The sequence below is a fragment of the Streptomyces purpurogeneiscleroticus genome (assembly GCF_020024005.1).
In the GTDB taxonomy this organism is placed as follows: Bacteria; Actinomycetota; Actinomycetes; order Streptomycetales; family Streptomycetaceae; genus Streptomyces; species Streptomyces purpurogeneiscleroticus.
On record NZ_NHSG01000275.1, the window covers coordinates 1 to 20,115 of the forward strand.

The 20,115-nt window shown below is 71.9% G+C and carries 16 protein-coding genes; 5 read left to right on the forward strand and 11 right to left on the reverse strand.

All coding sequences use genetic code 11. The features are described from left to right. Nucleotides 1–86: 86 nt before the first annotated feature. The 9 genes from CCS38_RS17725 to CCS38_RS17765 form a co-directional block, all read right to left on the reverse strand. The gene (locus tag CCS38_RS17725) at nt 87–1,274 is read right to left on the reverse strand and encodes a Gfo/Idh/MocA family protein (RefSeq protein WP_223734260.1); all 1,188 of its coding nucleotides are present in this window, start codon (nt 1,272–1,274) and stop codon (nt 87–89) included. Beyond that, nucleotides 1,271–2,119, reverse strand: a complete 849-nt coding sequence (locus CCS38_RS17730; protein WP_223734261.1) for a carbohydrate ABC transporter permease — start codon at nt 2,117–2,119, stop codon at nt 1,271–1,273. Before CCS38_RS17730 ends, CCS38_RS17725 begins: the two co-directional genes overlap by 4 nt. Then, the gene (locus CCS38_RS17735; RefSeq protein WP_223734262.1) at nt 2,116–3,054 is read right to left on the reverse strand and encodes a carbohydrate ABC transporter permease; all 939 of its coding nucleotides are present in this window, start codon (nt 3,052–3,054) and stop codon (nt 2,116–2,118) included. The genes CCS38_RS17730 and CCS38_RS17735 overlap by 4 nt, the downstream gene beginning before the upstream one ends. A gap of 55 nt (nt 3,055–3,109) precedes the next feature. After that, on the reverse strand, nt 3,110–4,828 hold the full coding sequence (gene araD, locus CCS38_RS17740; protein ID WP_223734263.1) for an L-arabinonate dehydratase: 1,719 nt from the start codon (nt 4,826–4,828) through the stop codon (nt 3,110–3,112). Further along, a complete protein-coding gene (locus CCS38_RS17745; protein WP_223734264.1) occupies nt 4,825–5,736 on the reverse strand; it encodes a dihydrodipicolinate synthase family protein in 912 nt (303 codons plus the stop codon). The genes araD and CCS38_RS17745 overlap by 4 nt, the downstream gene beginning before the upstream one ends. Then, a complete protein-coding gene (locus tag CCS38_RS17750; protein WP_223734265.1) occupies nt 5,733–6,431 on the reverse strand; it encodes a GntR family transcriptional regulator in 699 nt (232 codons plus the stop codon). The genes CCS38_RS17745 and CCS38_RS17750 overlap by 4 nt, the downstream gene beginning before the upstream one ends. Nucleotides 6,432–6,593: 162 nt before the next feature. Next, nucleotides 6,594–7,412: a pectate lyase gene (locus CCS38_RS17755; RefSeq protein ID WP_223734266.1), complete on the reverse strand. Its 819-nt coding sequence runs from the start codon at nt 7,410–7,412 to the stop codon at nt 6,594–6,596. A 123-nt stretch (nt 7,413–7,535) separates the two neighbouring features. Then, the gene (locus tag CCS38_RS17760) at nt 7,536–8,222 is read right to left on the reverse strand and encodes a hypothetical protein (protein WP_223734267.1); all 687 of its coding nucleotides are present in this window, start codon (nt 8,220–8,222) and stop codon (nt 7,536–7,538) included. Continuing rightward, nucleotides 8,219–8,770, reverse strand: coding sequence for a SigE family RNA polymerase sigma factor (locus CCS38_RS17765; protein ID WP_223734268.1), 552 nt, complete (start codon nt 8,768–8,770; stop codon nt 8,219–8,221). Before CCS38_RS17765 ends, CCS38_RS17760 begins: the two co-directional genes overlap by 4 nt. Nucleotides 8,771–8,935: 165 nt before the next feature. Between CCS38_RS17765 and CCS38_RS17770 the strand changes: the two genes are divergently transcribed. Further along, a complete protein-coding gene (locus CCS38_RS17770) occupies nt 8,936–10,822 on the forward strand; it encodes a rhamnogalacturonan lyase (protein WP_308050825.1) in 1,887 nt (628 codons plus the stop codon). Between the two features lie 2 nt (nt 10,823–10,824). Here CCS38_RS17770 and CCS38_RS17775 read toward each other — a convergent pair whose 3' ends face one another. Beyond that, complete coding sequence (locus CCS38_RS17775; RefSeq protein ID WP_223734269.1) at nt 10,825–13,569, reverse strand: exo-rhamnogalacturonan lyase family protein; 2,745 nt, start codon at nt 13,567–13,569, stop codon at nt 10,825–10,827. Nucleotides 13,570–13,759: 190 nt separating this feature from the next. Here CCS38_RS17775 and CCS38_RS17780 point away from each other — a divergent pair, with 190 nt between their 5' ends. The 4 genes from CCS38_RS17780 to CCS38_RS17795 all read left to right on the forward strand — a co-directional run bounded on the left by CCS38_RS17780 (nt 13,760) and on the right by CCS38_RS17795 (nt 19,451). Beyond that, a complete protein-coding gene (locus CCS38_RS17780) occupies nt 13,760–15,943 on the forward strand; it encodes a S9 family peptidase (RefSeq protein ID WP_223734270.1) in 2,184 nt (727 codons plus the stop codon). Between the two features lie 33 nt (nt 15,944–15,976). Then, entirely contained in the window at nt 15,977–16,879 is a 903-nt protein-coding gene (locus tag CCS38_RS17785; protein ID WP_223734271.1) for a LysR family transcriptional regulator, read from the forward strand. A 234-nt stretch (nt 16,880–17,113) separates the two neighbouring features. Continuing rightward, on the forward strand, nt 17,114–18,808 hold the full coding sequence (locus tag CCS38_RS17790) for an acyl-CoA dehydrogenase family protein (RefSeq protein ID WP_223734272.1): 1,695 nt from the start codon (nt 17,114–17,116) through the stop codon (nt 18,806–18,808). Nucleotides 18,809–18,932: 124 nt separating this feature from the next. Further along, a complete protein-coding gene (locus CCS38_RS17795) occupies nt 18,933–19,451 on the forward strand; it encodes a Rieske (2Fe-2S) protein (RefSeq protein ID WP_223734273.1) in 519 nt (172 codons plus the stop codon). Nucleotides 19,452–19,473: 22 nt separating this feature from the next. Here the strand turns inward: CCS38_RS17795 and CCS38_RS17800 are convergent, their stop codons facing one another. Next, nucleotides 19,474–20,097, reverse strand: a complete 624-nt coding sequence (locus CCS38_RS17800) for a cysteine hydrolase family protein (protein WP_223734275.1) — start codon at nt 20,095–20,097, stop codon at nt 19,474–19,476. Nucleotides 20,098–20,115: the final 18 nt, after the last annotated feature.

Consider the following 20,115-nt stretch of genomic DNA (forward strand, 5'->3'; position numbering starts at 1 on the left):
GGCGGGGAGGCCGGGCCGGTAGGCGTACCGGGCGACGGGCCGACCGGCGCAGCACAGGGCCAGCGTCGGGGTGTGGTCGGTGACGGTCATCGGGAGCGCGCCTCCTCCGGGAGCGCCCACGCGGCGCCCAGTTCGGAATAGAGGGACAGGGTGTCGGCAGCGGCGGCGACGAGGCCGTCGATGCCGGGGACGACGCGACGGAGGGCGCTCCCGCCGGCCGTCGTTGCGGTACCGGGTGCCGTGTGCCAGGCGTCCGTCGGCAGTGCCGCCGGGTCCGGGGCGCGGCGGATCGCTTCGAGTACCCGCATGAAGGCGCCGGTGGCGGCGGGCGGTACGTACAACGGAGTGCCGCGGGTGAGGTGGTCGGCCAGGTTCTCCAGCAGGTCGGTGCGGCCGTGCACGGTCTCCTCGGGGTCGTGGTCCGTGCGCTGCACGAGGACGCGGTCCTGCTTGTACCAGAAGGTGATCCTGCCGTGGGTGCCGTGCACGACGACGTACGGCTCGGCGGCGGTCTCGGCGCACAGGGTGGCGGCGACCGTGACGCGGCTGCCGTGTGCGGTGGTGACGCGGACGCAGGAGGTGTCGTCGGACTCGATGGCGTGGGCGCGGAAGAGCTCGGTCTCCACCTCCGCGACGTCCTCGGCGGTGGTGCTGCCGTCGAGCGCGAGGGCGGTGGCGACGGCGTGCGCGAGCGGGTTGGTGAGTACGCCGTCCAGGACGTCGGTGCCGTCGAGCCTGCGGCGCCCGGCCCAGGGCGCGCGGCGGAAGTACGCCTCGTCACGCACCCAGGCCCCGGCCGCGCCGATGCCGGCCGGTTCGCCGATCGCGCCCTCGCGCACCAGGTCGCGGATGGCGGCGACGGCGTGCGAGCCGAGCGACTGGAAGCCGATGTTGCAGGCCACACCGGCCGCCGCAATGCCGTCGGCCATCCGCCGGTACTCCGCGTAGGACGGCGCGGGCGGCTTCTCGACGAGCAGGTGGACGCCGCTCCTCGCGGCGGTCAGCGCGAGGTCGGCGTGGGTGGGGATGGGCGTGCAGAGGACGGCGATACGGGCGCCGGTGGCGGCGAGCAGCGTCTCGAAGTCGTCCGACTGCGCGACAGGTCCGAACCCGTCCAGCTCGGTGGTGGTCAGCGGGGTCAGGTCGCAGACGCCGACGAGGCGGACGCGGCCCTGTCCGGACAGTCGCCGGATGTTGGCGAGGTGCCAGTGGCCGTGGCCGCGTGCGCCCACGAGGACGACCGGCAGCGGTTCTTCCGTACCGGCGCGGCTCATCCCTTCACCGCCCCCGCGCTGAAGCCGGTGATCAGCCACTTCTGGATGTACGCGAAGACGATCACGACGGGTACGGCCGCGATGACGCCGCCCGCGGCCAGCGCGCCGAGGTCGACGCTGTCCGCGCCCATCAGGGTGTTCAGGCCGACGGGGATGGTCTGCTTCTCCTGGTTGCTGAGGAACATCAGCGCGAAGAGGAAGTGGTTCCAGGCGTGCACGAAGGCGAACGAGCCGACGGCGACCAGGCCGGGCCGCAGCAGGGGCAGTACGACCGTGCGGAAGGCCCGGAAGCGGTCGCAGCCGTCGACCCAGGCGGCCTCCTCCAGGGAGTACGGCACGTTCCTGATGAAACCGCTGATCAGGATCATCGACAGCGGCAGCTGGAAGACGGTCTCGGCGATGATGACACTGCCCAGCGAGTTGATCATCCGGAGCTGGGCGAAGATCTGGAACAGCGGCACGAGCAGCAGCGCCCCGGGCACGAACTGGGAGCACAGCAGGCCCAGCATGAAGCCCTTCTTCGCGCGGAAGTCGAAGCGGGCGAGCGCGTAGCCGCCGGCCAGCGCGACGACCGTGGTGAGGACCAGCGTGGCCACGGCGATGAGCACGCTGTTCTGGAAGTACGTCGCGAAGCTGCGCTCGGTCCACACCTTCGCGAAGTGCTCGAAGGTGATCGGCCAGGGCACGAGCGAGGTGGAGCCGGCCGGGCGGAGCGCGAAGAGCAGGATCCAGTAGAAGGGGACGAGGGTGAAGAGGAGGTAGAGCGCGAGCGGGAGGTGGATCTGCCAGCGGGGGGCCTGGTCCCAAGCCCGTCTTCTACCGAAGTGCAGCGTGGGCGTGGTCACTTGTCGCCCCCTCCGAACTTGCTCAGCCGCAGATAGACCATCGAGCAGCAGAGCAGGATGACGAACGCGACGGTGGTCAGCGCGGACGCGTAGCCGAAGTTGTGGGCGTCGACGGAGGTGTTGGCGATGTAGAGCGGCAAGGTGGTGGTCTCGCCCGCCGGGCCGCCGCCGGTCAGCGTGTAGAGCAGGTCGACGTTGTTGAACTCCCACACCGCGCGCAGCAGTGTGGAGAGGATGATCGCATCCTTGAGGTGCGGCAGGGTGATGTGGAGAAACTGCCGCAGCCGGCTCGCGCCGTCCACCTCGGCCGCCTCGTAGAGATCCTTGGAGACGGACTGCAGGTCGGCGAGGATGAGGATGGCGAAGAAGGGCACCCCGCGCCAGAGGTCGGCGACGACCACGGCGGGGAAGACGGTGGCGGTGTCGGAGAGCCAGGAGGTGCCGTACTCCCCGATGCCCGCGTCGGCGAGGTAGCGGCTGAGGCCGGTCTGGGAGTTGTAGAGCAGTACCCAGATCGCGGAGGTGAGGACGCCGGAGACGGCCCACGGCGAGAAGACCAGCGCGCGGGCGAGCGCCCGGCCCGCGAAGGTCTGGTTGACGATGAGCGCGAGGGCCAGCCCGAACAGCAGCTGCAGCCCTACCTCGACGACGACCCACTTGAGGCTGAAGGACAGAGTGGACCAGAACTGCGGGTCGCGGGCGAAGATCTCGGTGAAGTTGTCCAGCCCGGCGAAGCCGTTCCGCCAGGGCTTGGTGGGGTTGTCGTGCTGCAGCGCGGTCCAGAAGACGCTCAGCACGGGGTAGACGATGAAGCCCAGCATCAGCAGCCCGGCGGGCGCGATCAGCAGGTACGGCAGCCGGCGCGGGTGCGCTCCGGTGCCGCGGCGAGGTCTGGCTCTGGGCGGTGACTCGGCCACGGCTGCGGCTTGGGCCATGACTCTTCTCCGTTCTCGGGAACGTGCGACGGCCGGCGGGCGCGGGCCCGGGATCTCAACCGGCGTACGGGTCCGGGACCTTGCCGGGGCGCGCGAGGAAGGCGAAGTCGCAGCCGGTGTCGGCCTGGGTGATCTGCTCGGCGTAGAGCGCGCCGTAGCCGCGCTCGTACCGCTCGGGCGGCGGCGTCCAGGCGGCGCGGCGGCGCGCCAGCTCCGCATCCGGTACATCGAGTCGCAGCGTGCGCGCCGCGACGTCGAGGGTGATCGGGTCGCCGGTGCGTACCAGGGCCAGCGGCCCGCCGACGTACGACTCGGGGGCGATGTGGAGCACGCACGCGCCGTAACTGGTGCCGCTCATCCGGGCGTCGGAGATCCGCACCATGTCGCGCACACCCTGCTTGAGCAGATGGTCGGGGATCGGCAGCATGCCGTACTCGGGCATGCCGGGGCCGCCCTTGGGCCCGGCGTTGCGCAGCACGAGCACGTGATCCGCGGTGATGCCGAGCGCCGGGTCGTCGAGGGTCCGCTGCATCGTCCGGTAGTCGTCGAAGACGACCGCGGGTCCGGTGTGTTCGAGGAGGTGCGGTTCGGCGGCGATGTGCTTGATGACCGCGCCGTCGGGGCAGAGGTTGCCGCGCAGTACGGCGACACCGCCCTCCTCCGCGACCGGGTTGTCCCGGGTGCGGATCACCTCGTCGTTGTGCACGGCAGCGTGCTCGATCTGATCGCCGAACCGCCCGTTGACGGTGGGTCGGTCCAGATGGAGCAGGTCGGTGATCCGGGAGAGGAAGCCCGGTAAGCCGCCGGCGAAGTGGAAGTCCTCCATGAGGTACGGGCCGCCGCCGGGGCGGACGTTGGCGAGCACCGGCACCGTGCGGGCGATCCGGTCGAAGTCGTCCAGCGTCAGCCGTACTCCGGCGCGGCCGGCCATCGCGATCAGATGGATCACGGCGTTGGTGGAGCCGCCGAGCCCGAGGACGGTGGTGACGGCGTCCTCGAACGCCTCGGCCGTCAGCAGGTGCGACAGCCGGACGTCCCGGCGTACGAGGTCGACGATCCGCATCCCGGAGGCCGCGGCCATCCGGTCGTGCCCGGAGTCCACGGCCGGGATGCTCGACGCGCCCGGCACCGTCACGCCCAGCGCCTCGGCCGCGGCCGTCAGCGTGGACGCCGTCCCCATGGTCATGCAGTGCCCCGGCGAACGGGCGAGCCCGCTCTCCAGCTCGGCCATTTCGCAGTCACCGATGAGACCCGCGCGCTTGTCGTCCCAGTACTTCCACATGTCGGTGCCGGAGCCGAGCGTTGTGCCGCGCCAGTGGCCCGGCAGCATCGGCCCGGCGGGCACGAAGACGGCGGGCAGGTCGGCGCTGGCGGCACCCATCAGCAGCGCGGGCGTGGACTTGTCGCAGCCGCCGAGCAGTACCGCACCGTCCACCGGGTACGAGCGCAGCAGCTCCTCGGTCTCCATCGCCAGCATGTTGCGGTAGAGCATCGGCGTCGGCTTCTGGAAGGTCTCGCTGAGCGTGGCGACGGGGAATTCGAGCGGGAAGCCGCCGGCCTGCCACACCCCGCGCTTGACGGCCTGCGCGCGGTCGCGCAGGTGGGAGTGGCAGGGGTTGATGTCGGACCAGGTGTTGAGGATCGCGATGACCGGCTTGCCGAGGTGTTCCTCGGGCAGATAGCCGAGCTGCCGGGTGCGGGCGCGGTGGCTGAAGGAGCGCAGCCCGTCCGTGCCGTACCACTGATGGCTTCGGTACTCCTCCGGGCGTCTCATACGGGCCACCCAGCGGTGATGGCGGCGACCTCGGCGCGCGCGTCCTTGGGCAGTGGCCTGCTCGGCGGGCGGACGTCGCGGCGGCACAGGCCGAGCGAGGCCAGGGCCTCCTTGACCACGGTGACGTTGTCGGCGGAGCCGTTCGCGCCGCGCAGCTCCTCGAAGCGGCGGATCTGCTCCCAGACCTTCATGGCGGCCGGGTAGTCGCCGTCCCTGAGCGCTCGGAGCATGTTCAGGGAGACGGCCGGGGCGACGTTGACGAGCCCGGAGGTGAAGCCGGTGGCGCCGGCCGAGAAGTACGAGGGCGCGTACGGCTCGGCGAGACCGGCGATCCACACGAAGCGGTCCAGCCCGGCGTCCCGCGCGAAGGCGGCGAAGCGTGCCGCGTCCGGGACGGCGTACTTCACACCGATGACGTTCGGGCAGGCGTCGGCGAGCTCGGCGAGCCGGCGGCCGCTCAGCGCCGCGTTGCGGACGTAGGGGACGATGCCCAGCTCGGGCACGGCCTCGGCGATCGCCCGGTGGTAGTCGACCCAGCCGCCCGCCGAGACGTAGGGGTGGACGGGCTGATGCACCATCACCATGTCGGCGCCACGCTCGCGGGCGTGCCGCGCGGAGGCGACGGCGGTCGGCACGTCGTGGCCGATCCCGGCCAGGACCGTGGCCCGGTCCCCCGCCTCCTCGATGGTCAGCTCGGTGACGGCGCGCCGCTCGTCGGGGGTGAGGGCGTAGAACTCGCCGGTGTTGCCGTTCGGCGTCAGGGTCCGTACGCCGCCGTCGAGCAATCGGCGGAGCAGGGCGCGGTGGGCGTCGGTGTCGAGGGCACCGGTTGCCGTGAAGGGGGTCACCGGGATGGCCACGACGTCGGCGAGCGCCGCCCGGTGGGTCTCGTATGCGGCGGCTGTCATGCCTGCGGTCTCTCTCCTGTGAGGGGTTCTCCGGTGCGGGTTTCTCCGGTGGGCTCCTCGTCCGGCTCGGGGAACGCCCGGGCGACGAACGAGGCGATGTGGTCGTGCACGGCGCCGGCCGCGCCGTCGGCGTCACCGGTCGTGACCAGCCGGAGGATCTCCTCGTGCTCGGCGGCCTCGCGCTCCCAGGACGGCACGGCCGCCCAGGCGACGGTCGAGACGAGCGCGGCCTGGTCGCGGACCTCGTCGAGCATCCGGGACAGCAGCGGGTTGCCGCACGGCAGATACAGCGCGCGGTGGAAGTCGCGGTTGGCGAGCGACCGGTCCGCAGGGTCGGCGGCCTCGGCGGCCCGGGTCAGCGCCGTACGGGCGTCCTCGACGGAGGCGGCCGCTCGCACGGTGCGGCGGACCGCCTCCGGCTCCAGCAGCAGCCGCACGTCGTAGACCTCGCGCGCCATGGCCGCGTCGACCATCCGCACGGTGACGCCCTTGTACTGGCTCATGACCACGAGTCCGGTACCGGCGAGGGTCTTCAGCGCCTCGCGCACGGGCGTCTTGGACACCCCGTACTGGGCGGCGAGTTCGGTCTCGACCAGCGACTGGCCGGGACTCAACTGGCCGGTGAGGATGCGGTGTTTGACCGCTTCGAGCACGTACTGCGTGCGGGAAGGGATCGGGGCGGGGGCGAAAGTCATGGCGGCCGCTCTCAGTTCTCGTATCTCGCGCATCACGTCTCATATACGACGTATGAAGTACGACGCGTTGAAGCTAGAACCACTCGATGGGTTCGTCAACGCTTCTGACACGAGAACGGCGAAGAAACGGCCGCCGCACGACCAACTGGCCTTACAGGGTTGTTAGTTGTACGAGATGTCGGACGCCGAGTAGCGGCAGTACGTGCCGTCCGGGCCGCTGCCCGTCTCGACCGGCTCGTCACCGTCGTCGTTGCCCGTGTAGCGCACGCACGGCTTGATCTTCTTGCTGCTGTCGCCGTGGATGCGGATGCTCCGCAGCGTCGCGGTGTCCCCGTAGTTGGTGTTGATGCCGACCAGGGACGTGCCGGGCGCGGTCACATCCACGTCGTTGACACTGATGGTGCGCTTGTACTGGGTCGAGCAGTTGCCGCAACTGCGCACGAGCTTGCCGAAGTCGGCGACCTGGAAACCAGTGATGTTCAGCTTGCCCGCGCCGTTGAACTGGAAGACCTTGTCGTCGGCCTTCTTCGCGCCGCCGCCGGTGACCGTGTATGTCGCGCCGGAGGAGGTGCCCTTGAAGGTGGCGGCGTCCTCGCCGACATCCTCCCACCACACGTTCTGCAGCGTGCAGCTGCCCGAGCAGTGCACGCCGTCGGCGGCCGGCGAGCCGATGACGACGTTTTTGAGCACGGCCCCGTCCTTCAGCTTGAAGATCGGGTCCTGGCCCTCCTCCTGGCCGTCGCCGCCCAGGTCGCCACTGCCGTAGTACCGCTTGAGACCGCCGTCGTACGTACCGGAGACCTCGATGGTTTTCGTGACCGCCTGGCTTTTGCCGGGGGTCGGCCAGTCGGCGGCGGCGTTCGCGGTACCGGCCAGGGCGACGCCGGTCAGTCCGAGTGCGGTGAGACCGCCGAGCAGTGCCCCGCGGCGCTTGAGCGACCTGCGGTGGCGGCCGGCGGGCCGCCGTTGTCCTGTTGTCATGTCCCGTCTCCTTGGGGTGGGGGTGAGACTGTGCGTCGTCAGGTCGCCACCGGGTACGGGAGGGGTTGCCGGGCCGGGAGAGATTTTTCAGCGATCTCTTCAGCGATCTCTGCAGTGAACTTTTCAGCGGCCGTTCTGCGGGGCGAAGTCGCCCCGTATTCGCGCCTGTTGGTCATCGGACCGCGCGGTGACCGAGTAGCTGTCCGCTCCGGCGTCCCGGCCGCCGCGGGCGTGGTCGTACTGCCCCGCGAAGACATGCGTGCCCGCGGGCACCGTGCGGCCGGGCCTCAGCCGCCAGCGGTACACGAGGAAGCCGTCCCCGGTGTCCGTACGGAAGGTGAAGTCGCCCTCGGGCAGCGTGCGCCAGGCACCGGTCGACGCCACTCCGCCGGTGTGCGCGATCCGCAGTTCCACCGTGAGTGCGGTCAATGGCTCCGCCGTCTTCAGGGTGACATTGCTCTGGGCCCAGAAGTCGTTGCTGTGCGGGTCGACCGAGCCGTCGCTCCAGAGCGGGCCGTCCTCGGTACGCCGCTCGTCCGGCGCGGTGCTGTGCGCGGGCGGGGCGGCGCCGACCGGCTGTTCCTGGCCGCCCAGTACCGCGGACGCCCCGTACCCGCCGGCCGCCAGGACCGCCGCGACGGCCGCCGTGGCGCCCGCGACGCGCAGCCACGGCGACGCCCGGCCGGTACGCCGCGGGACCGGCGTACCGGACGCCGCCGTGCCGCGCTCGACCCGGGCGAGCATCCGCTCCCGGTCCGGCCGGTACGCGGCGGCGGCCTCCCGCAGCCGCCGGCGCAGATCGTCGTTCACGTACGCCCACCGATCAGTTCCGTAGTGGTACGAGGGCCCAGCAGCCGTTCCAGTTGTGCCATCCCCTTGGACGTCTGGCTCTTCACCGTACCGACCGAGATGCCAAGGGCGAGCGCGGTCTCCCGCTCGGACAGGTCGAAGGCGTGCCGCAGCACGACGCAGGCCCGCTTGCGGAACGGCAGGGTGCGCAGTGCCTGTTGGACGTCGACCACGGCCGGTACGTCCGGCGCTTCGGCGTGGTCGGAGCACTGGGCCCAGAACAGGGTGATGCGGCGGCGCTCGCGGATCGCGCTGCGGATGTGGCTGCGGGCCAGGTTGGCCACGACGCCCCGGGCGTACGCGGCGGGGTGGTCGGCGGCGCGGACCCGGTCCCAACGGCGCCAGAGCGCGACGAGCGCGTCCGCCGCCAGGTCGTCGGCCCCTTCGGTGTCGCCGGTCAACAGGCGTGCGAGCCGGGCGAGTTCTGCGTAGTGGCACTCGAAGAACGCACGGAACTCGGCCGCGGCGTCGGTCTGCCCGGCCACCGTCAAGTGCACGGTCCCGTTCACTCACCCCTCCGTTGCGTTCGAGATATCGACCATCACCCGGCAGGGCGAACACAGGCTAGGGGTGCCGCCCTTACCTGGCAAGCGGGCGGCAACCCTCCGGGACCCGGCGCCCACCTGTGCACAACGGGCCACTCCCGTACCCCCACCCGCACCGCAGGAGGCAACGTGAAGCACCCCGGAACATCCCGCACCACCAGCCACCGGCGCAGAAACCGCCGCGCCCTGGTCGCCGCCCTCGTGACCGGCGCGCTCGCCGCGGCAGCGCTCGCCGCGCTGCCGGGCACCTCGTCCGCCGCCACCGCCCGCCAGGCGGAGAAGCTCGACCGCGGCGTGGTCAGCGTCCACACCGCCGAGGGCAACCTGATCAGCTGGCGCTGGCTCGGCACCGACCCGGACAACGTCTCCTTCAACGTCTACCGGGCCGGTACCAAGGTCAACTCCGCCCCGGTCACCGGCTCCACCAACTACTTCCACTCCGGCGCCCCCGAACAGGCCGACTACACCGTCCGCGCGGTCGTCAACGGCACGGAACAGGGCGACTCCGTGCACGCCGTGCAGTTCCGCGCCGGGTACAAGGACGTACCGATCACACCCCCGGCGGGTGGCACCACCCCGGACGGCGTGGCGTACACCTACGAGGCCAACGACGCGTCGGTGGGCGACCTCGACGGCGACGGCGCGCTGGACTTCGTCCTGAAGTGGCAGCCGACGAATGCCAAGGACAACTCCCAGTCCGGCCACACCGGCAACACGATCGTCGACGGCATCACACTCGACGGCACCCGGCTGTGGCGTATCGACCTCGGCCGCAACATCCGGTCGGGGGCGCACTACACCCAGTTCCAGGTGTACGACTACGACGGCGACGGCTCGGCCGAGGTCGCCATGAAGACCGCGGACGGCACGGTCGACGGCCGGGGCAAGGCGATCGGCAACGCGTCCGCCGATCACCGCAACAGCAGTGGGTACGTGCTGTCCGGGCCCGAGTACCTGACCATGTTCAACGGCCGGACGGGCGCCGCGATGGGTACCACCGACTACGTGCCCGCGCGCGGCAACGTCGCTTCCTGGGGCGACAGTTACGGCAACCGCGTGGACCGCTTCCTCGCCGGAACCGCGTACCTGGACGGCTCCCGGCCCTCGCTGATCATGGCGCGCGGCTACTACACCCGCAGTGTGATCGCGGCCTGGGACTGGCGGAACGGCGCCTTCACCCGCCGCTGGACCTTCGACACCGACTCCTCCACCAACAAGGGCAAGGGCTACGACGGCCAGGGCTCGCACAGCCTCTCCGTCGGCGACGTGGACGGCGACGGCAGGGACGAGGTGGTGTACGGCTCGATGGCCGTGGACGACAACGGCTCCGGGCTGTGGACCGCGAAGACCGGGCACGGCGACGCACAGCACCTCGCCGACCTCGACCCGGGCACGCCGGGCCTGGAGTACTTCAAGGTCTCCGAGTCCACCGGCCAGCCCGCTGAGCTGTATCTCGACCCGGAGAACGGGGCCGTCCGCTGGAAGCTCGCCGCCTGCTGCGACAACGGGCGCGGCGTGGCCGGCGACATCTGGTCCGGCAACGCCGGCGCCGAGATGTGGTCGGCCGCCGACACCCAGGTGCGCGACGAGGCGGGCGCCGCCAAGGGCCGCGAGCCGTCCTCCGCCAACTTCCTCAGCTGGTGGGACGGTGACACCACCCGCGAACTCCTCGACGGCACCCGCATCGACAAGTACGGCCCGGACGGCGACACCCGCCTGCTGACCGGTACGTCGGTGGCGTCGAACAACGGCACCAAGGCGACTCCGGTGCTGTCCGGCGACATCCTCGGCGACTGGCGCGAGGAGGTCGTCTGGCGGACGTCGGACAACCGCAACCTGCGGATCCACTCCACGCCCCACGAGACCGGCACGAAGGTCACCACACTGCTGCACGACACCATGTACCGCACCGGCCTGGCCTGGCAGAACTCCGGCTACAACCAACCGCCCCACCCCAGCTTCTTCTTGGGCAGCGGGATGGCGACGCCGCCCCGCCCGCGCATCACCACGCCCTGATCTCAGCCCGGTATCCGGTCCCCCAGCAGCGCAAGGTTTTCGATGGCAGCGAGGCCGTACAAAGCGGTGTCATTGGTGAACACCCAGTCGGCCTCGCTGCCGGGGACCAGGGCGACCGGCCCGGTGACCTTCTCCGTCCGCCAGGGCGCGGACTCCTTGTAGCCGTCCGACCGGTAGAACTTCTCCCACGCGCGCCGGGCGAGCTTGTCGTCGTCCGTGCGGTGCGCGGCATACGCGTCGAGGCGCGAGTGGCCCTGGTACAGGTTCAGGCTGCCGAAGTCGGCGCCGTAGCGGGCCTTCTGCTCGGCCTTGGTCGCGTTGTAATAGCGGCAGTAGTCGAGGTACGCCTGCTCGAAACCTTCGTTGTCGACCAGGTCGATCAGCTCGGCACACAGCTCGTTGAGGCCGAAGACCGCCGAGAGGTGCGAGACGCTGACGACGGCCTTGTCGGCGACCGCGAACTTCCCCGTGTCCAGGTCGTACAGGCCGCTGCCCTGCACGAAGCCGTTGGGCTGGGCCGCGATGGTCTCCATGGTGGACAGCACCCGGGCCCTGGCCTTCTCCCACTTGGGGCCGCGGCGCTCCCACTCGGTCAGCCAGGCCGAGACCAGGCCCGACCAGTCGGTGCCGAAGCCGATGGAGAGGGCGTGCCGGTCGGGCTTGTAGTCGGGGTCGGGGCGCACCTTGCGCTGCGGGTCGAGGACGAGGAACGTCTCGTCGGAGTCGACGTTGGCGTGCATCAGGTCGCCGACCCGCTCGTCGGCGGTGAGGAAGTAGTAGAAGCGGCGGTAGGTGGTGTTGGCGATGCGCTGCTGCTTGGCGCTGTCGGCGTAGTGCTGCACGCCGTGCCGGGTGCCGAGCCCGGCCCACTTGCCGAGGTGGTAGACGTCGACCTCGCCGGTGTGCCGGGTCATGGCCTCGGCGAAGCGGAAGATGTCGGCGCGCCCGGAGCGCAGATAGGCGTACCAGAGCCAGAGGTCGGGCGAGAGTTCGGAGTTGTCCCAGGCGTAGCCGCCGACGTCATAGCGCCACTGGTGGCGGGCCGGATCGTAGGAGTGCATCACGTCGCCGTAGTCCCAGAAGCCGTACCAGCGCCGCTGCTCCACCTGGTCCTTGTAGTAGGCAAAGAGGAAGTCGAGATGGTCCTCGACCCTCGCCCTGGCGGGTGTGGAGCGGTCGGGCTCGGAGTAGAGACCGGGCCCGAAGACGCCCGCTTCGATGAACTGACGTGGGGGCGCCGTGAGTTGGGGAGGAGTACGGACGGCCTCGATCTGCCGCGCCAGTGCGTCGGCGGCGGGTGTGCTGTCGTGGGCCCAGAAGAGAAGTTCGCTGGTGCGGGCGATGCCGTACGGGGTGCCGAACTCCGGCTCGTAGTCCTCGTAGGTGATCTCCAGCCCGTCGAGCTGCTTCTCGTACGTGTCCTGGCCCAGGCCATCGTGGTAGAAGCGCAGGTCCATGGGCTGGGCCTCGGGCGACCAGAGCCAGAGGGTGACCTCGGCCGCGTCGGTCTCGGCGCCTCGGATGTCGAGCCCGGCCGGGTACTTCTCCCAGAAGTCGCGCAGCCCGAAGGCGAGCCCGCCGCTCGCGCCACCGACGTAACCGAAGCCCGCGGCGCGGCGCCCGCCGCCGGCCGCGATCCAGCCGTGGCCCTTCTTGGTGCGCTTGCGCACCGTGAACCCGTCGGCGGAGAGCTGGGAGAGCGTGTAGTCGCCCCACTCGGGGATGAGGTGCAGCCGGCTCGTCACGCGCTGGTCCCAGGTGGCCGGGTCGGGCAGCTTCTTCCCCTCGAACTGGGCGGCCTGCACTGCGGCCCCGGGGTCGCGGCGGAGCCCCGTGATGCCCTTGACCGCCTCGCGCAGCAGTCCGGTGCCGTCGCCGCCGATGCGGATGTGCCGGTCGTACGTCTCGTCGCGCATCGGCACGGTGAAGCGCACCCCGAGCCCGCGGATGAAATCCCCGCTCGCCTTCCCGGGCTCCTGGGTCCCGTCGTACGTGATCGTGTGCACCATGCGGAAGGACTCGGCACCCGCGGAGAAGTACAGGCGGATCGAGAAGGGCAGCCAGGACCGGTTCCCGCGGCGGTGCGTGCCGTCGATGCGGACGACCGCCCGGACCGGCCCGTCCTGTTCGACCGTCACCTTCCCGATGGCGCTCTCGAAGCGCTCGTACTTCTGGGTGCCCTGGTCGCCGTCCTCGAGCTCGCCCTGGCGCAGCAGCACGAGGCGGCCGTCCTTGGCGATCTCGGTGGCGCCTCTGCGGACGGACTTCACGAGCATGGCGCCGCTGGTGCCGATCCGGGCGGTGAGCACACCGGTATCGACGTCGACGGTGCCGCCCCGGCGGTCGACGGTGACCTTCTCGGCGGGGGCGGCGGGGGTGCCTGCCTTCAGGGTGTACTTCTCGGCGTCCGCCTGTGGTCCGATGGCGTGTGCGGTCCACTTCAGGGAGCCGTCGGGCCAGTACGCGAGGGGCCAGGTCTGGACGGGCACGTCCTTGCCCGCCTCGTCAGTCAGCGCGAACGTCTGGTCCTCGGCATACGCGCCCTTCGGCCACGGCACGCCGACCGTCGAGCCCGGTGCCGCGCCGAGGCCGCCGTCCTCCAGCCAGGTCAGTTCGACGGGACCGGCCTGCTTACCGGACGGGCGGGCGGCGTGTGCCGGTGCGGCGCCGAGTGCCCAGCTGAACTGGGCGGCGGCTCCGGCGACCGCGGCCGCTTTCAGAAGAGATCTGCGGGGGATGGGGGACATGCATGGTTCCTCTCGCCGGGACCGCGCGGAATGCGTTGAATCGTTCGAGGAAAGCGCTTGCTGGACAAGGTAGGGACGGGTCGGAGCGCGGTCAACGGGGCGGAGCAAAACGAGGGTGACAAGAGTGAATCGATTCACCAGCGGAACTATTCACTGTCCGGGACCACCCCGCAGCCGGTAAGACTCCTCCATGGACTCCACGAACGCTCCCGAAAGCGCCGCCTTCCCCCGCCAATTCGCCCGCACCCGCCGCTTCTCGCTGGGCGTGCCACGGAACTTCACCGTCTCCCCCGACGGTCAGCGCGTCCTGTTCACCCGCACCGGCGGCGGCCGGGACCCGATCGGCCGGCTCTGGCTGCTGGCGGACGGCGCCGAGCGGCTGCTCGCCGACCCGACGGCGCTGGTGGGCGGCGGGGGCGAGGTGCCGGAGGAGGAACGGCTGCGCCGGGAGCGGGCCCGCGAGCGCTCCGCTGGTGTGGTGGCGTACGCGACCGACCGCGCGGCGCGCCTCGCGGTCTTCGCGCTGGGCGGCGCGCTGTGGGCGGTGCGCACGGACGGCGGGGAGCCCTTCCCGGTACCGGCCGCGGGTCCCGTCGTCGACCCGCGCCCTTCCCCCGACGGCCGGCACATCGCCTATGTGACGGGCCGTTCGCTGCACGTCGTGGAGGTACCGGACGAGGGTGCGGGCGCGGCCGGCCGGGACCGTCAACTGGCCGCCGCCGAGGGCCCGGAGATCAGTTACGGCCTCGCCGAGTACACCGCCGCGGAGTCCATGGGCCGGCTGCGCGGGCACTGGTGGTCGCCGGACGGCACGCGGCTGCTCGTCGCCCGGGTGGACACCACGCGCGTCCACCGGCGCTGGATCAGCGACCCGGCACACCCCGACCGGCCGCCGCGCGCGATCCGGTACCCGCTGGCGGGCACGGACAACGCGGACGTGCGCCTGTGGGTGTACGGCCTGGACGGCAGCCGCACGGAGGTGGCGTGGGACCGGACGGCGTACGAGTACCTGGCCACCGTCGGCTGGGACGCGCACGGGCCGCTCATCGGCGTGCAGTCCCGGGACCAGCGCTCGCTGCGCACCCTCGCCGTGGACCCGGACACCGGCGCGACCGCGCTCCTCGACGAGCGGACCGACCCGGCCTGGGTGGAACTGGTGCCCGGCACGCCCGCCAGGACCGCGTCCGGCGCGCTGGTGCTCACCCATGACGTGGCCGGCACCCGGCACCTCGCGGTGGGCGGCAAGGTGGTCACACCGGCCGGCCTCCAAGTCCGCGGGGTCCTGGGCACGGAGGACGAACGGGTGTACTTCACGGCCTCCGACGACCCCGTGGAGACGCACGTGTGGTGCCACGATCCGGAGGCGGGCGCGCCGGTGCGGCTGAGCGAGGGGCCCGGTACGCACGGGGCGGTGGTCGGGGGCGGCACGGCGGTGTTCCACGGGCTGACGCCGGAGGGGCCGTACGCGGAGGTCCGCCGGACGGGCGGGACCGAGGCACCGTCCTCGCCTTCCGTGACCACCATCGCCTCTCTGGCGGAAGCCCCGGTCATCACTCCGCGCCCGCGCCATCTCGTCCTCGGAGAGCGGCAGTTGCGCGCCACGCTGTACCTGCCCTCGTGGTACGAGCCGGGTACGGGGCCGCTGCCCGTACTGCTCGACCCGTACGCCGGGCCCGGCATGCAGCTCGCGGTCGCCGCGCGCGGCTGGACCGCCTGCGTCTCGCAGTGGTTCGCCGAGCAGGGCTTCGCCGTGCTGGTCGCCGACGGGCGCGGCACGCCGGGGCGCGGCCCGGAGTGGGAGAAGGCGGTCCACGGCGACCAGTTGACGCCCGCCCTGGAGGACCAGGTCGACGCGCTGCACGCGGCGGCCGAGCAGGTCCCCGACCTCGACCTGGACCGGGTGGCGATCCGCGGCTGGTCCTTCAGCGGGTTCCTGGCCGCCGCCGCGGTGCTGCTCCGCCCGGAGGTCTTCCACGCGGCGGTCGCGGGCGCCGCGACGACCGACCAGCGGCTGTACGACACGTACTGGAAGGAGCGTTTCCTCGGCCACCCCGCCGAGCAGCCGCAGAACTACGAGCGGTCCTCGCTGACCGGCCGGGGCCATCTGCTGCGCCGTCCGCTGCTGCTGATCCACGGGCTCGCGGACGACAACGTCACGGTCGCCAACATGCTGCGGTTCTCGGCCGAACTGCTCGCCGCCGGCCGCCCGCACACGGTCCTGCCCCTGCCCGGCGCCACCCACGCCCCGGCCGACGACCGGGTGAACGAGAACCTCCTCCTGTTCCAGCGCGACTTCCTCCTGGACGCGCTCGGGCTTGGCCGGAACCCCGCCGGAACCCGGCCGCCCGGTCCGGCGCCCGTGCACGGCGCTTGAGCGGCGGTCGCGCGCCCTGAGAAGGTGCGGCGCGTGGAACTGCGCCATCTCACCGGATTCGTGGCCGTCGCCGAGGAACTGCACTTCGGCCGGGCCGCGGAACGCCTGCACATCGCCCAGTCCCCGCTCAGCCAGCAGATCCGGCTGCTGGAGCGGGACCTGGGCGCCGCCCTCTTCGACCGCACCACCCGCTCGGTACGGCTGACCGCGGCCGGCCAGGCCCTGCTGGAGCCGGCCCGCAGCCTCCTCGCCGACGCGGCCGCCGTGCGCCGTACGGTGCAGTCGGTCAGCCTCGGCGAGGCGGGCCGGGTCACCGTGGGGTACGCGGGCGCCAGCAGCTACGCGGCGCTGCCCCCGCTGGCCCGCGCGGTCACCTCCGAATACCCCGGTATCGAGCTGTCGTTGCAGGGCCAGGTCTACTCCGGCGAGGCGCTCGGCCGGATCACCGACGGCACCCTGGACCTCGGCTTCGTCTCGCTCCCCGTGCGGCGCGGCATCGTCTCCCGGGTCGTCCGCGTCGAGCGGCTGGTCCTGGCGCTGCCGGACACCCATCCGCTGGCCGCGCGGGAGGCGGTCGATGTCGCCGCGCTGGCGCGGGAGCGCTTCGTGACCTTCCCGGCCGCGCGCGGCTCGGCGGTGCGGGACGCACTGGTGCACGCCTGTCACGCCGCCGGCTTCTCACCGCGCGTCGCCCAGGAGGCGCCGGACTCCTACAACCTGCTGGCACTGGTCGGGGCGGGGGTGGGCGTGGCGCTGGTGGTGGAGTCGGCACGCAACATCCGCCTGGAACATGTGGTCTTCCGTCCGCTGGCGGGCGAGGTGGCTCCGCTGCCGATCGCTCTCGCCTGGCGCGCGGGCAACGAGTCGGCGGCGCTGCACAACGTGCTGAAGGTCGCGGAGCGGGTGCTGCCGACGCCGGCCGAGTACGAGCCGTAACGGCGGGCGGTGCGTGCCGTAACGGCGGACGGTGTGTGAATAACGGCGGGTGGTACGTGCCGTGAGCGCGGGTCCTGGTGCCGGGCTTCGAAGCCCGCTGGTGGCGGGCGATTGTCCCCGATCGCGTCTCAATGGGGTCGCGAATACATCTTGGACAGCGCTCGCCGGCTGCTGCGAAGGTGATCGGCGTCTCGTCATGCCGCGCGGATCACTTCAAGGCACCTGGAGACCCGTATGCCGAACTTCGCCGACCAGGATCCCGCCCTGCGCCCGCTCCTGGACCGGGTACTGTCCGCCGACGACCGCGCCCGTATCGAGCCGCTGCTCACGGAGCTCGGGGCGCTCGCCGCCGGTGAGATCGACCGGCAGGCGGCGCTCGCCGACGCCCATCCGCCCCGGCTGCGCTCCTACGCACCCGACGGCGAACGCATCGACGAGATCGTGTACCACCCCGCCCACGACCGGCTGGCGGAGATGGCGTACGAGCGCTTCGGCCTCGCCGCGATGTCCCACCGCCCCGGCGTCCACGGCCACCCGGCGCGCACCCCGCACACCGTCAAGTACGCACTGTCCTACCTCTACGTGCAGTCCGAGTTCGGCATGGCCTGCCCGCTGTCCATGACCGACTCCGCGGCCCGCGTGCTGCGCCTCTTCGACCCCGAGCGGTACGCCGCCGAGATCGCCGCGCTCGCCTCCACCGATCCCGCGACGCGCGCCACCGGCGCGATGTTCATGACCGAGAAGCAGGGCGGCACGGACGTCGGGCGCACCGAGACCGTCGCGACCGCCGCCGACGGGGGCACCCACTGGACTCTCACCGGGAAGAAATGGTTCGCCTCCAACCCCGGCGCGGACGTGATCCTCACGCCCGCGCGCGTGCCGGGGCAGGGCCAGGGCACGCGCGGGCTCGGCATGTTCCTGGTGCCGCGGCTGCGCCCGGACGGCACCCGTAACGCGATCCGCATCGACCGCCTCAAGGACAAGCTCGGCTCGCGCTCCATCGCCAGCGGCGAAGTCACGCTGGACGGCGCGTACGCCACCCCGGTCGGCGACCTCACCCGCGGCTTCCGGCAGATGGCCGAGATGCTCAACGTCTCCCGGCTGTCCAACGCGATGCGCTCCGCCGCCCTGATGCGCCGCGCGGTCCGCGAATCGGTCGCCCACGCCCGGGAGCGGGTGGTCTTCGGTACACCGCTGTTCGAGCAGCCCCTGATGCGCATGACGCTGCTGCCGATGATCCTCGACGCGGAGGCGGCACTCGCCCTGGTCCTGGAGGCCGCGGCCCGGCTGGACGAGGCCGACGCGGGCGACGCGGGCGACGCGGCCGCCCGGGACCTCGTCCGCGTCCTCACGCCGCTCGCCAAGTACACGGTCTGCAAGCGCGCCCGTACCGTTACGGGCGAGGCGATGGAGATCCGCGGCGGCAACGGCTACATCGAGGACTGGGTGAACCCCCGGCTGCTGCGCGACGCCCACCTCGGCTCCATCTGGGAGGGCTCGTCCAACGTCATCGCCCTGGATGTGCTCCGCTGCCTGCGCCGCTACGCCGCGCACCACACGCTCGCGCAGGCGTACGGGGACCGGGCGCGCGCCCTGTCCCTGCCCGCCGGGAAGCGGCTGGCCGTCCGCTGGGAGGAACTGGCGGCCCGCGGCGACCAACTGCTCGCGGACCCGGCGGCGGAGCAGGAGATGCGCGCCGGGCGGTACGCGGAGGAGCTGACCCGCACCGTGATGGGGACGCTGCTGCTGGAACAGGCGGCGTACGAGTGCGCGGCGCCCGCGCCGAACGGGCGGGCCCTGCTGGCCGCGCACGCCCACCTCGCGCTGCTCGCCGACCCGGACGCGCTGCCGCGCACCGCCCTCGCCCACCTGGACGCCCTGGCGGACGGCGGCGAGGTACCGGTCGCGGTCGCGGAGGCGGACGCCTAGGCGGGCGGGACGGACGGCCACGACCACCCTTTCGGCCGACCCTTTGAACACCGGAGGCCGCCGGTCCGTATGGAACCTTCACAAAGCGAAGGACACACCCGGACCGCGGACCTCTGGAGACACCATGAGCTCACCATCACAGGAACGTGCCGGCGCCGCCCGGCGCACGGTCGTCGCCGCGGCGGGCGCGGCTGGCCTGACCGCGGCGCTCGCCGCGTGCGGGGGCGACGGGGACGGCGGGGGCGGCGGGTACGGCTCGCCGTCGTCCGCGTCGGGCTCGCCGTCGTCCGGTGGTTCCCCGTCGTCCGATGGCTCGGCGGCTCCCTCCGAGAGCGGTGGCGGCACCGGCGGAGCGGCCAAGGCACTGGCCAAGACCTCGGAGATCCCCGCCGGCGGCGGGAAGATCTTCAAGGCGCAGAAGGTCGTGGTGACCCAGCCCGAGCAGGGCGACTTCAAGGCGTTCTCGGCGATCTGCCGGCACGCGGGCTGCCTCGTGGGCGACGTCAGCGGCGGCACGATCAACTGCCGCTGCCACGGCAGCAAGTACGCCATCGCGGACGGCAGCGTGCGGCACGGCCCGGCGACCAAGGGCCTGCCGGCCGTACCGCTGAAGGTCCGGGGCGGCGAGATCGAACTGTCCTGAGCCCGGCCCTTCACCACTCCCCTCACCACACCCGCGGCGACCGCTTCCAGCAGGTCAGTACCGCGTCGGTGGAGGTGACGGTGGCGACCAGGGCGAGCGTGTTCCGCACCATCGCCGGGGTGTACTCGGCCGGCACCCCGGCGATGGCGTCGGCGGGCACCACCGCCGTGTAGCCGAGGTTGACCGCGTCGAAGACCGCGTTGGGTATCGCCACGTTCGCCGAGACGCCGACGATCACGACGTTGCGGACGCCGAGGTTGCGCAGCAGCGCGTCCACCTCCGTACCGGCGATCGGCGACAGTCCGTGCAGCCGCCGGACGACCAGGTCGCCGTCGGACACCGGTACCGGGTCGGCGATCCGTACCGCTGTCGTTCCCGTGAGCTGCTGTACGGGCAGTTGCCCGGCGGCGCGGAAGAGACGGGCGTTGTGGCTGGAGCCGCGGCCGTCGGGGCGGCGCTCGGCGACCGCGTGCAGGACCTGGACGCCGGCCTCGTGCGCGGCGGCGGTCAGCCGCGCCACCCTGACGAGCGCGCCGGACGTACGGGCGGCCTCGGCCAGTTCGGGCAGCGCGCTGTCGGTGCCGACGACACCGTTCTGGCACTCGACGGTGAGCAGCGCGGTGATCGCGGGATCGAGCTGGTCCACGAGGTGGGCGGTTTGAGG

What these genes read in the sequence shown, in the direction of transcription:
- CCS38_RS17725 (WP_223734260.1), bottom strand. Translation starts at nt 1,274, where the DNA reads ATGAGCCGCGCCGGTACGGAAGAACCGCTGCCGGTCGTCCTCGTGGGC.
- CCS38_RS17735 (WP_223734262.1), bottom strand. Translation starts at nt 3,054, where the DNA reads ATGGCCCAAGCCGCAGCCGTGGCCGAGTCACCGCCCAGAGCCAGACCT.
- araD (WP_223734263.1), bottom strand. Translation starts at nt 4,828, where the DNA reads ATGAGACGCCCGGAGGAGTACCGAAGCCATCAGTGGTACGGCACGGAC.
- CCS38_RS17745 (WP_223734264.1), bottom strand. Translation starts at nt 5,736, where the DNA reads ATGACAGCCGCCGCATACGAGACCCACCGGGCGGCGCTCGCCGACGTC.
- CCS38_RS17750 (WP_223734265.1), bottom strand. Translation starts at nt 6,431, where the DNA reads ATGACTTTCGCCCCCGCCCCGATCCCTTCCCGCACGCAGTACGTGCTC.
- CCS38_RS17755 (WP_223734266.1), bottom strand. Translation starts at nt 7,412, where the DNA reads ATGACAACAGGACAACGGCGGCCCGCCGGCCGCCACCGCAGGTCGCTC.
- CCS38_RS17775 (WP_223734269.1), bottom strand. Translation starts at nt 13,569, where the DNA reads ATGTCCCCCATCCCCCGCAGATCTCTTCTGAAAGCGGCCGCGGTCGCC.
- CCS38_RS17780 (WP_223734270.1), top strand. Translation starts at nt 13,760, where the DNA reads ATGGACTCCACGAACGCTCCCGAAAGCGCCGCCTTCCCCCGCCAATTC.
- CCS38_RS17790 (WP_223734272.1), top strand. Translation starts at nt 17,114, where the DNA reads ATGCCGAACTTCGCCGACCAGGATCCCGCCCTGCGCCCGCTCCTGGAC.
- CCS38_RS17795 (WP_223734273.1), top strand. Translation starts at nt 18,933, where the DNA reads ATGAGCTCACCATCACAGGAACGTGCCGGCGCCGCCCGGCGCACGGTC.